Genomic DNA, 14,181 nt, shown 5'->3' with positions numbered 1-14,181 from the left:
TCAGGCCGCGGCCTGCCGCAGCGCCACCGCCACCAGCACCGCCGACGACAGCGTGGCCGCGGCGGTGCGCACGCTGTTCCACAGGGTCCAGGTCCGCAGGTAGCTGTTCCACAGCGCCTCGGTGGGCGCGGCGGCCAACTGGTCGTTGAGCGGCACGTTGAAGACCATGGTCACGCCGAAGCAGCCGAGCAGGTAGAGCAGGGCGCCCAGCAGCACCAGCTGCGAGTCGGTCTGCGCGATCGAGAACAGCGACCAGATGACAAGCCCGATGCCGAGCACGGCCGTGCCCATGAACAGCACCATGAAGCTCGGCGTGATCACGGTCACGTTGATCGCGTTCATCGCGCGCATGCCCTCGGCCCCCGGCACGCGCGCCAGCGCCGCCATGATGAAGGACGAGAACGCGTAGAACATGCCGGCGACGAGCGCGCTCGACAGCGCGCCGGCCAGCACCAGCACGGTCAGCAGCTTGCCGCTCACGATGCGGCTCCCCAGACGCCGGTGGGCGCGGTGCGCGCGAGGTAGTCGGCGAAGTTGCGCGGCGGCCGGCCCAGCGCGCGCTGCACGCCGTCGGCCACCGGCGTGTTGCGGCCGTCGAGCACGGTCTTGAACAGGTAGATCACGAGCCACGCGAGATCGGGCGGCAGGCCGGCCTGGCCCAGCGCGGCCGCGTAGTCGTCCATGGTCACGATGCGGCAGCCGATGCCGCGCTGCGCGGCCTGGCCGATGCGGCGGATCGCCTCGGGGAAGTCCAGCGCCTCGGGGCCGGTCAGTTCGTAGAGCTGGCCGCCATGGCGCCCGCCCTCGGGATCGAGCAGCGCGGCGACCGCGATCTCCGCGATGTCGTCGGCATCGACGAAGGGCTCGGGCGCGAGGCCGTCGGGCAGCGTGATCTCGCCGGCGACGATCTCCTCGAGAAAGTAGTTTTCGCTGAAGTTCTGAAAGAACCAGCTGGCGCGCACGATGGTCCAGTCGAGCGCGGTGGCGCGCAGCGCGTTCTCGGCGTCCTCCGCCTCGGGTTCGCCGCGGCCCGACAGCAGCACGGTCTTGCGCACGCCGGCCTTGGCGACCGCTTGGTAGAAGTCGCTCACGGTCTCGACCGCGCCGGGCACGCAGAGGTCGGGCTGGTAGGCGATGTAGACGGCGCTCACGCCCTCGAGCGCCGGCCCCCAGGTGGCGCGGTCGTTCCAGTCGAAGGCGGGGCGGGCGTTGCGCGAGCCGGCGCGCACCGCATGGCCGGCGGCCTGCAGGAGCGCCATGACGCGCGCGCCGGTCTTGCCATGGGCGCCCAGGACGAGGATGGGACGTGCATCGTCCCGCGTCTGCACTGTGGTCTGATCGATTGCCATCTCGGACTCCTTGGGTTAATGTGAGGACTGCTCACGTAAAAAATGATATTCCCTCACATTTCGAGCGTCAACCGTTTTTTCGAGTCCGATCCGCCATGAATTCCATCGCCACCGCCTCGGCCGCCCGCAAGAACCCCACGCAGGAGCGCAGCAAGGCGCGGGTCGAGCTGATCCTCGAATGCACCTCGGCGCTGATCGAGCGCGGCGGCAGCGACTCGCTGAAGATGAGCGAGGTGGCCGCGCGCGCCGGCATCTCGATCGGCTCGCTCTACCAGTACTTCCCCGACAAGAGCGCGCTGATCCGCGTGCTGGCCGAGCGCATCAACCTGCACAGCCGCGGCTGCATCGAGGAGGGCCTGCGCGAGGTGCACGACCTCGCGAGCCTGCGGCTGGCCTTCTCGGCGCTGGTCGACCGCTATTTCGAGATCGTCGGCGCGCGGCCCGTGATGCGCGACATCTGGAGCGGCATGCAGGCCGACCGGCAACTGCTCGGGCTGCAGATCGCCGAGAGCCGCATCGCCGGCGGCATGCTGGCCGAGGCCATGCGCAAGGTGCACGGCGATGCCGATCCGCAGCGCGGCGCGCAGATCGAGCAGTCGGCCTTCCTGATCTGGGAGCTGGGCGAGGCCACGATCCGCCTCGCGATCGGCGTGGCGAGCGAGGAGGGCGCGGCGCTGGTCGCGGCCTACAAGCGCATGGCGCTGCGCGAGATCGCCGAGCCCTTCGAGGACTGATCAGCCAGCCGGCTGTGCTTGCGACGCGATCCAGTCCCAGACCGCGCGCACCGCCGGCTCGTGCTCGCGCCCGTTCGCGGTGGCCAGGAAGTAGCGCCCGGTATCGAGCGCCGGCCCGAAGGGCTGGACCAGCGCGCCGCTGCGCAGCTCCTCGGCCGCGAGCGTGAGGCTCAGCAGCGCCACGCCATGGCCGCCGAGCGCGGCCAGGATCGCATGGGTCTCGTCGGAGAACGAGAGCTCGGCCTCCGGCGCCTCCTTGGCCGCCTGCTTCGCGGAGCGCCCGCGCGGCGGCGCCATGCCCGCTTCCTCGAACCAGCGCGGCCACAGCGCCGGCGCATGGGCCTGCGGCTGCCAGTCGCAATGGATCAGCCGGTGCCGCGGCAGATCCTCCACGCGCGCCAGCCCCAGCATCGGGCTGCACAGCGGCGCGTAGCGCTCGGGCATCAGCGCGCGCGCCGCCAGGCCCGGCCAGCGGCCGCTGCCCAGGCGCACCGCGATGTCGGCCTCGCCGCGCGCCAGGTCGACCACCGTGTCGCTCGCATGCAGCCTGAGCTCGATGCCCGGGCAGGCCGCGCGGAAGGCCGCCATGCGCGGGATCACCCAGCGCGCGGCGAAGGCGGTGTTGGTGCTCAGCGTCACGGCCTGGGTGGCGGCCGGCCGGCGCAGCCGCTCGACGCCGGCCTCGAGCGCGTCGAAGCCCTGGCGCAGGTCCTCGAACAGCCGCTCGCCCGCGGGCGTGAGCGCCAGTTGCCGCGTGAGGCGGCGAAACAGCGGCTGGCCCAGCGTGTCCTCGAGCGCGCGCACCTGGTGGCTGATGGCCGAGGGCGTGACTGACAGCTCGCGCGCCGCGCGCAGGAAGCTGCCATGCGCCGCCGCGGCCTCGAAGGCGCGCAGCGCGAGCAGCGGCGGCAATCTCCTGGGCGCTCTGACAGATGAGTCTGGCTCGTTCATTGGAGGAAAAACGATCGTTTGTGAGGCGGTGTCGAGGCCCATAGATTCTCTCTACGCCTCGGCCGATCGCCATTCTGGCATCGCGAGACGAAAGACATCCATTCACTCATCTCAAGGACCACCGACCATGTCCCTCCGACTGCTCCACATCGACACCAGCGCCCGAGCGGGCCGTTCCGGCACCGATCCCCATGGCTCCCACTCGCGCCGGCTGTCGGCCCGCTTCGTCGAGCGCTGGCACGCGCTGCGGCCCGGCGACGCGGTCGAGCACCTCGACGTCGGCCAGCAGCCGCCGGGCTTCGTCGATGGGCGCTGGATCCATGCCGCCTTCACCGCGCCCGAGCAGCGCGAGCCGTGGATGACCGAGCGCCTGGCCGAGAGCGACCGCCTGGTCGACCAGCTGCTGGCGGCCGACCTCGTGGTGGTCGGCCTGCCCATGTACAACTTCGGCGTGCCGGCGCAGTTCAAGGCCTGGATCGACAACGTGGTGCGCGTGGGCCGCACCTTCGGCTTCGATCGCGCGCGCGGCGCCGTGCCGTACTGGCCGATGCTGCCGCCCGGCAAGCGGCTGGTGCTGCTGGGCGCGCGCGGCGACCACGGCTATGGCCCGGGCGGCCGCATCGCGCACATGAACCATGCCGAGGCGATGGTGCGCACGGCCTTCTCGTACATCGGCCTGACCGAGGTGCACGAGGCCGCGGCCGAGGGCGACGAGTTCGGCGGCGCGCTGCTGGCCGACTCGCTGGCCCGGGCCGAGGCCGAGGTCGATGCGCTGGTGGACGCGCTGGCCGGCGCGGTGACGGCGCCGGCGGCCGGGCAGCCGCTCGTTGCCGTTTGACGGGAGGACGCGGCGGCTGCATCCGTTCGGGCCGCCGCCGCGTATGGGGAAGCGGAGGTGTATGACGTTTCTCACCTTCCGCTGACCGACGAACGCACCGATACTCGCCCCAGGTCGCATGAGCCGGCACGGAACCCCGGCGCGCCACTGGCCTTCCCATCTCATTCATGACCCCTTCGCGACCGTTCCATCGCCGCTTCGGACTCCATACCCGCGTCAGCCTCGGCGTCGCCGCCGTGGTGCTGGCCGCGACCGTCGCGATCGCGATGGTCGCGCTGCAACTGGTGCGCGGCAGCCTGCGGGCCTCGATCACCGGCGAGCAGTTCGCGCGTGTTTCCTCGATCGCCACCGGCGTCGACCAGAAATTCGGCAGCCGCCGCATCCTGCTGCAGACCTTCGTCGACAGCGTCGAGGCGCAGAACTTCCAGGACGGCCGGCCGCTGCAGGCCTTCCTCGAGCGCCACAAGTCGCTGCGCCTGGCCTTCGACAACGTGGCCTTCCTCGACCTCGACGGCAACCTGGTGGCCAACCTCAGCAACGCCAGCCAGGTCGGCACCATCAACATCCGCGACCGCGCCTACTTCCAGCAGACGGTGCAGTCGGGGCTGGGCCTGATCTCGCGGCCCTACCGCAACCGGTTGAACGGGCTGGCGCAGATCGCCATCACCGAGCCGGTGCTCGATGCGCAGGGCAAGGTGCGCTTCGTGATCTCGGGCGCCATCAACCTCAAGGACCGCAACATCCTCGGCGACCTGGCCGACGTGCGCTTCGGCAAGACCGGCTACCTGTTCATCCTCACGGCCGACGGCGTGGTGGTCGACCATCCCGACGCGGCGCGCATCCTGAACCGGCTGCCGACCGAGAACGGCGCCAACCCCGAGATCCGGCGCGCGATCGCGGGCTTCGAGGGCACCAGCGAGGGCATCGACGAATCGGGCGTGCGGGGCCTGTTCGCGTTCCAGCGCACCGACCAGACCAACTGGATCGTCGGCGCCATGTACCCGAGCGACGAGGCCTTCGCGCGCATCGATGCGATCGAGCGCGTGGCGCTGGGCGGCGGCCTGGTGGCGGCGCTGCTCGCGGGCGCGCTCGCGCTGGGCTTCGTGCGGCGGCGCCTGACGCCGCTGGCCGCGCTGCACGGCCGCATGCAGTCGGCGCAGGATCCGGCCGCCGGCGTGCCCGAGCCGCCGGCCAGCTATGCGCAGGACGAGATCGGCGAACTCGCGCGCAGCTTCGACCAGCTGATGGCGCAGCAGCGCGCGAGCGAGCAGCTGCTGGCGCGTTCCGAGGCCCAGGTGCGCACCATCGCCGACAACATCCCGGCGCTGGTCTCGCACGTCGATGCGGCGCTGCGCTACACCTTCGTCAATGCGCACGTGAAGGCGATGCACGACGACGGCGAGCTCGTCGGCCGCCCGATGCCCGAGGCGCGCGGCGCCGAGGACTTCGCGGTCGTCGCGCCGTACTACGAGCGCGCGCTGCGCGGCGAGACCGTGATCATCGAGAAGGCCGGCAACCCGGCGCGCGGCGTCGGCGACCGCACCTACAAGGCCCACTACATCCCCGACCGCGATACCGAGGGCGTGGTGCGCGGCGTGTTCGCGATGACCTTCGACATCACCGACGAGGTCAACGTGCGCAAGGCGCTGACCGAGCAGGAGCGCCGGCTGCGCGACGTGACCAACAGCATCCCGGCGCTGGTCGGCTACTTCGACCGCGAGGAGAACTGCCTGTTCGCCAACAGCCGCGCGCGGCGCCTGGCCGACCTGTTCGACGGTCCGCTCGCGGGCGTGAGCCTGCGCTCCTCGCTCGGCGATGCGGTGTACGCGCAGATCCGGCCGCACCTGCCCTCGGTGCTGGCCGGCAAGAACGCGCACTTCCCGGTCGACGCGCCGATCCAGGGCAGCGACGGCCATTTCCAGACCCACCTGATCTCCGACATCAACCTCGAGGGCGAGGTGCTGGGCTTCTACCTGATGGCCTTCAACATCACGGCGCTGAAGGAAGCCGAGCTGCGCGCCGCCGAGAGCGAGCTGCGGCTGCGCGCCATCACCAACAGCATGCCGGCGCTGATCACCTACATCGACCGCGAGGAGCGCATCACCTTCGCCAACGCCACCAGCCACGAATGGCTGGGTCTCGGGCCCGCGCAGGTGGAAGGGCGCCATCTCGAGGAGGTGGCGGGCCGCGAGGTCTACCTGTCGCGCCGCCCGATGCTGGCGCGCGCGCTGGCCGGCGAGAAGGTGGAGTTCGAGGCGCGCACGCAGCGCGCGGGCTACGACCGCGTGACGCAGGTGATCTACGTGCCCGACACGCGCAGCGACGGCAGCACGCACGGCATCTTCTCGCTGGCGCTCGACATCACGGCGCTCAAGCTGGTCGAGCGCCAACTGATCGAGCTCGCGCGCATCGACACCCTGACTGGCCTGCCGAACCGGCTGGCCTTCAACGAGTTCCTGCCCGACGCGGTGCTGCGCGGGCGCATCACCGGCCATTCGCTGGCCGTGATGTTCCTCGACATCGACCGCTTCAAGGCCATCAACGACACGCTGGGCCACGCGGTGGGCGACGCGGTGCTGGCCGAGTACGCGCGCCGGCTCAAGGCCTGCGTGCGCGCCAGCGACATGGCGGCGCGGCTGGCCGGCGACGAGTTCGTGCTGGTGATCGAGAACCTCAAGCAGCGCGAGGCGGTCGCGGCCGTGGCCTCGAAGATCGTGGCGCAGATCAACCATCCGGCCTTCCGCGTCGACGGCCAGCGCATCGAGGTCGCGACCAGCATCGGCATCGCCTTCCACGGCCCGGCCGAGTCGGCGGTCACGGCGGCCGAGCTGCTGGCGCGCGCCGATGCCGCGCTCTACGCCGCCAAGGCCGCGGGCCGCAACCGCTATGCCTTCTTCGTGCCGGGCGAGGGCAGCCAGGGCAAGGCGGCCTTCCCGCAGTCGCCGCCGTCCTTCCTCGAACCGCCCGAAGGCGAAGGCTGACGAGGCGAGGGCGCGGGCAGGGCGCCCGCCGACTTGCCTGATCCTGCGAAGAGTCCGAGCAGCGGACAGGGGCTCGTGATGGCTATAGCATGCAGCCCTTCGCAATCCGTGCCCGTGCCCCGTGCGCTTCCCGCGCCCCGATGTGCCCCGACGCACCGCGCTCCCCTGGAAGTCCCGCGTGACACCCGAAGCCCCTCCCACCAAGACCACCCACCGCCCGCTGGTCATCGCGTCGATCATGGCGTCGATGGCCATGGTCGCGATCGAAGCGACCATCGTCTCCACCGTCATGCCGCAGATCGCCTCCGAGCTCGGCGGGCTGCATCTCTACAGCTGGGTCTTCGCCTCGTTCCTGCTCGCGCAGACCGCGATGACCGTGGTGTTCGGCAAGCTCTCCGACCTCTATGGGCGCAAGCCCGTGATGTTCGTGGGCATCGCCATCTTCCTCGTCGGCTCGCTGCTCGCGGGCTTCTCGTGGTCGATGCCCGCCATGATCTGCTTCCGGCTGATCCAGGGCATCGGCGCCGGTGCCATCCAGCCGGTGGCGCTGACCATCGTGGGCGACCTCTATCCGGTGCGCGAGCGCGGCAAGGTGCAGGGCTACCTCGCGAGCGTCTGGGCCGTGTCGGCCGTGCTCGGGCCGATGCTCGGCGCGTTGATCGTGCAGAAGCTCTCGTGGGCCTGGATCTTCTGGATCAACGTGCCGATCGGCATCGCGGCCGCGCTGGGCTTCTGGGCCTTCCTGCACGAGACCCCGGCCACGCGCCGCGCCTCGATCGACATCGTGGGCGCGGTGCTGTTCGCCGCCGGCATCGCGGCGCTGATGATCGCGCTCACCGAGTTCGGCATCGGCAACGACGCCTCCGCCTGGGGCTGGACCGCGGCCTTCGCGCTCACGGTGGTGCTGTTCGTGTGGCAGGAGCGCCGCGCGGCCGACCCGATGGTGTCGTTCAAGCTCTGGGGCGCGCGCGTCATCGCCACCGTCAACGGCGCGGCCCTGCTCGCGGGCATGGTGCTGATCGGCATCACCACCTTCCTGCCGATGTACGTGCAGGTGGTGCTCGAGCGCTCGTCGGTCACGGCGGGTCTCACTTTGACCATGGTGATGCTGGGCTGGCCGATCGGCGCCACATTGACCTCGCGCATCTTCCAGCGCGTGGGCCTGTGGCGCATCCTCGTGGCCGGCGCGGCCCTGATCCCCGTGGGCTGCGCGAGCTTCGTGCTGCTCGCCGCGGGCAGCACGCCGGTGCTCGCGGGCGTGGGCTCGTTCGTCATCGGCCTGGGCATGGGCCTGCTGAGCCTGAGCTCGCTGATCCTGATCCAGGAGTCGGTCGACGTCGCGCAGCGCGGCAGCGCCACCGCCTCCAACGTGTTCTCGCGCAACCTCGGCAGCGCGCTGGGCGCGGCCTTCTTCGGCGCGGTCTTCAACTTCGGCCTCACGCGCGCCGACGGCCGCCTCGCCTTCACCGACGAGCAGCTGCGCCTGCTGCTGCAGGGCCCGGCCTCGCCCGCGGCCGGCGACGCGGCGCTGCGGCTCGCGCTCGGCGGCTCGCTGCACCTCACCTTCGTGATGATGCTGGTGGTGGGCCTCGCGGTGTTCGCGCTCTCGCTGTGGCTGCCGCGCGAAGCCACGCAGATGCATGCGCTGGCGCGGCGCGAGGCCGCGCCGAAGTAGCGCCGAAGTAGCGGCCAGGTCGGCAGCCTCGGGCTCGCTGACCGCACCCTGACCGCGCCCCGATCGCAGGCGCGAAATTGCAAGTCCGTTGCTTTTGCGGCGTGCCGCGCACGCCGCGTGCGCTCGTGCGCGCGGCATTCTCGAGGGCGGAAGAAAGCGCTAACGCGCGCCTAAGTCTGCTGCCTTCGGACTGACATTTGGCAAAACCACCATCGACCGGTCCTTGAATCAAGGGCCGCCGGATTCGGCGAATCCGTGCGTCCGTTCGCATTCCCCAACGATCGAGAGTCGACTTTGAAACCCATCCACAAGATCAAGACCGGCCTGCTGTGCCCCGCGCTCACGGTGCTCGCAGCCTCCGTGCTCAGCGCCTGCGGCGGCGGCGGTGACGGCGGCGTGTCCTTCCTGCCGCCCACGGGCACCACCCTCAGCGGCGTCGTGGCCGCCAGCGGCTACGTGCCCGGCAGCAACACGGGCAACCCGACGCTCAAGGCCGGCTACTACGCGAAGGCCACGGTCTTCGTCGATGCCAACGGCAATGGCGTGCTCGACAGCGGCGAAGCCTCGACCACCACCGATGCCAGCGGCAAGTTCACGCTGACCACCACCCAGGGCGGCCAGCTGGTGGCCGACATCGGCACCTCCGCGACCAACACGGCCACCGGCGCCAAGGTCGCGAGCCACCTGATCCTGCGCGCCTCGGCCGACCAGATCGCCGACCAGGGCGCGGCCAAGATCGTCATCAGCCCGCTGTCGAGCGAAGCGCAGCGCCTGGTGGAAGCCAACGGCAGCAGCTACAAGGCCGAGAAGGCCAACCTGCTCGCGCGCCTGAACGTGCCCACCTTCAACCTCGGCACGGCCGCGCTCACCGATCCGCTGGCCGACGTCAACGGCCTGAAGGGCACCGACCAGTACGCGGCCCTGTACCAGGACAACGAGCTGACCAACCGCTACACCTACGCCACGGCCAAGCTCGATCGCAAGGACCCGTTCCCCGACAACCTGGCGGTGGCCGGCGGCGACCCGCGGCTGAAGAACGCGTCGGTGACCATCAGCAACAAGGACGGCAGCAGCGTCACGCGCTCGCAGCCGACGCAGACCCAGAGCGACATCACCTTCGCGCAGGCGCAGCAGGCAGCCTTCAACGTCGAAGGCGTGCCGGCCTACGACAACATCTTCGTGATCATCGAGGAGAACAAGTCGACCGACGTGATCGTGGACAACCCGCGCGCCGTCAACATCAACTACATCCTCAAGAAGTACAACCAGCTCAGCACCTACTACTCGACCGGCAATCCGTCCGAGCCCAACTACACCGCGCTGGGCGGCGGCGACGACTTCGGCATCACCGACGACAACTGGTTCGGCTGCGGCGCCGTCGCGGGCACGCCCTACGTGGTCACCGACGTCGCGTTCAAGGGCGGTACGGCGTCCGACGGCCAGCCCCTGCCCGCGCAGGCCAACCTGCCGCCGGCGAACAGCACCACCCGTGCCGGCTACAGCACGACCGCCGGCGCGGCCTGCAGCGATACGCCGACCACCGGCACCGTGCACAACATCCCCGGCGACAACCTGTTCACGCTGATGTCGAAGACCGGCCGCACGATCCGCACCTACAGCGAGTCGATGAACCCCGGCCAGGACGTGCGCGCCGACAGCATCGCCGATGCGCAGGTGGCCGCCACCTACGACGCGAGCCGCCTGGGCGTCACCAACCTCGACGGTTCCACGCCCAGCCTCGTGGGCACGGCCAACTACGCGGTGGGGAACGGTCTCTACAAGGTCAAGCACGGCCCGTCGATCGCCTTCCAGGATGCGCGCAACCTGCCCGAGTTCGTGGCCACCAACCGCACGATCTTCGGCACCCAGTACCAGGAAGCCGACTGGCTCAAGACCTCGGTCTACGGCACGCCCAGCGGCTGGATCTACGACCAGTTCAGCAAGGACCTGGAAACCGGCGACGTGGGCAACATCAACTTCGTGGTGCCCGACCAGTGCGACGACATGCACGGCGTCGGCACCGACACCAGCTGCGTGAGCAACAACAACGGCCAGGCCAATGGCGTGCAGCGCGCCGACATCTACCTCGGCATGGTGGTCAAGAAGATCCAGAACTCGGCGCTGTGGAAGAACCCGAACAAGCGCGTGGCGATCGTCGTGATGTACGACGAAGGCGAAGGCGGCAACAACGGTTCGTGCTGCGGCTGGAATGCCGGCGGCTCGAATTCGAAGACCACGCCGCTGACCGTGGATGCGAGCGGCAAGGGTCTGCCGACCGCGCCGCCGCTCAACTACAGCAACGGCAACTTCGGCCACGGCAACTCGATCTTCGGGATCATCAGCAACCAGCAGGACGTGGGCGGCGCGAAGAAGCAGGTGGTGGACAGCGATGCCTACAGCCACTTCTCGTTCGTGCGCACGCTGCAGGACATGTTCCAGATCGCCGACCCGGCCGTGGATGCGAGCTACCTGAATCGCGCCAAGTACACCGAAGCCTTCATCCTGGCCAACATCCAGGCATTGCCTGAGTACTCGGGCAGCGCGGACACGCACTTCGACTCGGTGCGGCCGATCAACCATGCCTACGTGATTCCGGCGGGCTACGCGCAGAAGCTCTATCCGGCCGATATCGTCGGCGTGAAGAATCCGGACAAGGGCAACGAGCTCGAAGGCCAGATCACGCCGCAGGTGGGACCCGACGCGAGCCAGGTCAACGTCTGGGCGACGAAGTAAGCCGAAGGACGATCCGCGGGGCGAGGTGGATCGCTTCGCCCCGCGGCTCCGTTCCCCCATGCCATTCCAGACGGGATCCGTTGCGGACCGCCTGGAATCTGGCGTTTCAGGTTTCCGAATCCCGCAAGGCGGCCCGGCCGCCTTCGCGGGATGCAACGTTGAATGATGAACTTGGCAATGGAAAAGACGGTCGCGCTCGGCATGGTGCTCGCGGCCGCGCTGTGGGCCCTGGTGGCCTGCAACGGTACCGATCCGGCAGCGGCCAAAGGGACAGCCGTTGCGCGCGCCCCGGTGCTGAGCCTGCCGGCCCAGGTCGGCCAGCTGGCCTTCTTCGACAAGAGGCTCTCGGGCGGCGGCAACATGTCGTGCGCGAGCTGCCACGATCCGCAGTACGCCTATGGCCCGCCCAACAGCATCTCGGTGCAGCTCGGTTCCGACATCGCGCAGACCGGCGCGCGCGCCGTGCCTTCGCTGCGCTACCGCGAATCGACGCCGGCCTACGACGACAACGCACCCAACCCCGACGGTGTGACCTCCGAGTCGCCGGGCGGCGGCTTCATGTGGGACGGTCGCGCGGCCACGATGGCGGCGCAGGCCGCGCTGCCGCTGCTCAACCCGGTCGAGATGAATGCCGCGTCGAAGGAGGCGGTGGTGAAGGCGGTGCGCGAGGGCAGCTATGCGGCGCTGTTCAAGCAGGCCTTCGGTGCCCAGGTCTTCGACGACACCGACCTGGCCTTCGACGACCTCGGCAAGGCGATCCAGGCGCTCGAGACCGAGGACCTGAGCTTCCACCCGTACAGCAGCAAGTACGACCTCTATGTCTTCAACAAGATCGGCGGCGTGCTGACACCCGCGGAGCGGCGCGGCGAGGTGCTGTTCCACAGCAGCGGCGTCGCCAACTGCTCGGGCTGCCACTACACGGGCGCCAACTTCAATGGCAACACCGGATTGATGACCGACTTCACCTACCAGGCGCTGGCCGCGCCGCGCAACGACCGCTCGATTCCGAACAATCCCGATCCGATCCCGGCCAACGACGATCCGAAGTACTTCGACATGGGGCTGTGCGGTCCTTTCCGCACCGACCACATGCCCGCCACGCCGGACACGGCGAACCCGTACTGCGGCATGTTCAAGGTGCCGGTGCTGCGCAACGTGGCGACGCGCGGCAGCTTCTTCCACAATGGCGTGTTCCATTCGATGGAGCAGGTGCTCAACTTCTACAACACGCGCGACACCCATCCCGAATACTGGTATCCGGCCGACAAGGACGGCAACGGCGCGGCGCAGGCGAATCCGGCCTGGGCGCTGCAGCCCACGGCCGTGCCGGGCGCGACGGTGCGCAAGTACAACGACCTGCCGCGCGCGCAGCAGGGCAATGTCGACGAGGAAATGCCGCTGGGCACGGGCGAGGGCGGCGACAAGACGGCCGCCAGCGGCACCAGGCCGCGCGCACCGGGATCGGCACCGGCCATGACGGCCGAGCAGATCGCCGACCTGACCTGCTTCCTCGGCACGCTGAGCGACGGCTACCAGCCGTCCGCCACGTCGTCGGCTTCCGACCGGTGCGCGAAATGACGGGCCCGCGCTCCAGCCTCTGGCGGCGCTTCGGCATCGCCGCGTGCCTGGCGTTGCCGATGGTCGTGCTGACCGCCTGCGGCAACGAAGAGGCGCGCTTTCCGAACCGCGACAACTTCACCGCGACCGCCAACGACTACCTCGCGCAGCGCGGCCATGTGTGCCTGGCCAAGTACGACTGGCCGATCACGGTGCCGGCCGGCTCGCAGGCGCCCGATGCGCAGCAGATGCCGCTGCTCGAGAAGCTCGGCTTCGTGGCCGGCAAGGACGTCGCGGCCGCGCGCGAATACGCGCTGACCGACGCCGGGCGCCAGCACTACCTGCAGCTACCCGTGGTGGTGCGCACCACCACGCAGACCGTCGTGCACCCGGCCGATCTTTGCGCAGCCACCTTGAGCCTCGATCGCCTGGTCGGCTGGGATCCGCCGCAGACCCGCGACGACCGCACCACGACTTCGCTGCTCTTCACCTACCGCATCGCCCTCGATCCCTGGGCCACCGCGCCCGAGGTGCAGCAGGCGTTTCCGCTGCTCGCGCGCGCGATCCAGCGCGAGGGAACGATGCAGATGCGCCTCGGCGTCCACCTCACGCGGCGCGGCTGGGTCGCGGACGAACTCGACCTGCATTGAGTCCGCAACCACCCGCGCCATGGCTACCCGATACATCCACCAGAACCCCATGACTCTCCGTTCCTCGTTCCAGACCCTGACGACCCTCACCGCGATGGGTGCGCTCTGCGCGCTCGCCGCCTGCAGCGCCGGCCCCGACGCCAACGCACCCACGGCCGAGAACCTCGCGGCCCCGCTCGATGCCTACCTGGCGGAGCGCGGCGACATCTGCCTCGCGATGTTCGACTGGCCGATCGACCTGACCGAAGCCGAGGCCGGTTCCGGCGCGCGCCATGCGGTGCAGTTCCCGGTGATGGAGAAGCTGGGCCTGGTGCGCAGCACCATCGTCGCCGCGCCCAAGAGCGCCGAGAACCCCGACGGCGCGGTCAAGCGCTTCGAGCTGACCGACGAGGGCCGCAAGTTCTACAAGCCGCATTCGCATGCGACCCGCGATGCCGAACATGCCAACGACTTCTGCGTGGCGCACCTGCAGCGCGAGAAGATCGTCGACGTGAAGCTGGCCGGCGCCGACGCCAGCCATCCGATGGCCGTGGTGAGCTACACCTACCGCATCGAGCCGGCGCCGTGGATGCAGGACCCCGACGCGCAGCGCGTGTTCCCGATGGTCGCGCGCATCATGAATGGCGCCAACGGCCCGCTGCAGCTGCGCCAGGGCTTCACGCGCGGCGACAAGGGCTGGGTGCCGCACCTGGGTCCCGTCTGAGCCGCGGCTG

The 14,181-nt window shown here is 69.7% G+C and carries 11 protein-coding genes; 8 read left to right on the top strand and 3 right to left on the bottom strand.

From position 1 onward, the window contains the following. The gene (locus BM109_RS08505) at positions 1-480 is read right to left on the bottom strand and encodes an anthrone oxygenase family protein (RefSeq protein WP_218159364.1); all 480 of its coding nucleotides are present in this window, start codon (positions 478-480) and stop codon (positions 1-3) included. After that, positions 477-1,349, bottom strand: coding sequence for an NAD(P)H-binding protein (locus BM109_RS08500; protein WP_093342064.1), 873 nt, complete (start codon positions 1,347-1,349; stop codon positions 477-479). Before BM109_RS08500 ends, BM109_RS08505 begins: the two co-directional genes overlap by 4 nt. A gap of 95 nt (positions 1,350-1,444) precedes the next feature. Between BM109_RS08500 and BM109_RS08495 the strand changes: the two genes are divergently transcribed. Further along, entirely contained in the window at positions 1,445-2,083 is a 639-nt protein-coding gene (locus tag BM109_RS08495; protein ID WP_093342063.1) for a TetR/AcrR family transcriptional regulator, read from the top strand. Here the strand turns inward: BM109_RS08495 and BM109_RS08490 are convergent, their stop codons facing one another. Then, positions 2,084-3,034, bottom strand: coding sequence for a LysR substrate-binding domain-containing protein (locus BM109_RS08490; protein ID WP_093342061.1), 951 nt, complete (start codon positions 3,032-3,034; stop codon positions 2,084-2,086). Between the two features lie 127 nt (positions 3,035-3,161). Between BM109_RS08490 and BM109_RS08485 the strand changes: the two genes are divergently transcribed. The 7 genes from BM109_RS08485 (at position 3,162) to BM109_RS08455 (ending at position 14,171) form a co-directional block, all read left to right on the top strand. Next, positions 3,162-3,872: an FMN-dependent NADH-azoreductase gene (locus tag BM109_RS08485; RefSeq protein WP_093342060.1), complete on the top strand. Its 711-nt coding sequence runs from the start codon at positions 3,162-3,164 to the stop codon at positions 3,870-3,872. A gap of 167 nt (positions 3,873-4,039) precedes the next feature. After that, the gene (locus BM109_RS08480; RefSeq protein ID WP_093342058.1) at positions 4,040-6,853 is read left to right on the top strand and encodes a sensor domain-containing diguanylate cyclase; all 2,814 of its coding nucleotides are present in this window, start codon (positions 4,040-4,042) and stop codon (positions 6,851-6,853) included. Between the two features lie 238 nt (positions 6,854-7,091). Then, positions 7,092-8,528, top strand: coding sequence for an MFS transporter (locus BM109_RS08475; RefSeq protein WP_093342056.1), 1,437 nt, complete (start codon positions 7,092-7,094; stop codon positions 8,526-8,528). Positions 8,529-8,822: 294 nt separating this feature from the next. Beyond that, complete coding sequence (locus tag BM109_RS08470; RefSeq protein ID WP_093342054.1) at positions 8,823-11,261, top strand: alkaline phosphatase family protein; 2,439 nt, start codon at positions 8,823-8,825, stop codon at positions 11,259-11,261. A 177-nt stretch (positions 11,262-11,438) separates the two neighbouring features. Next, positions 11,439-12,839 carry a cytochrome-c peroxidase gene (locus BM109_RS08465; RefSeq protein ID WP_256222433.1) on the top strand — a complete coding sequence of 467 codons (1,401 nt, stop codon included), beginning with the start codon at positions 11,439-11,441 and terminating at the stop codon, positions 12,837-12,839. Then, on the top strand, positions 12,836-13,468 hold the full coding sequence (locus tag BM109_RS08460; RefSeq protein ID WP_256222431.1) for a hypothetical protein: 633 nt from the start codon (positions 12,836-12,838) through the stop codon (positions 13,466-13,468). Before BM109_RS08465 ends, BM109_RS08460 begins: the two co-directional genes overlap by 4 nt. Positions 13,469-13,517: 49 nt before the next feature. Then, complete coding sequence (locus BM109_RS08455; RefSeq protein ID WP_143129121.1) at positions 13,518-14,171, top strand: hypothetical protein; 654 nt, start codon at positions 13,518-13,520, stop codon at positions 14,169-14,171. Positions 14,172-14,181: the final 10 nt, after the last annotated feature.

This window comes from Variovorax sp. PDC80, assembly GCF_900115375.1.
Taxonomy (GTDB): Bacteria; Pseudomonadota; Gammaproteobacteria; order Burkholderiales; family Burkholderiaceae_C; genus Variovorax.
Note: the sequence above shows the minus strand (reverse complement) of the source record. Positions and strands in the feature narration are given on the sequence as shown.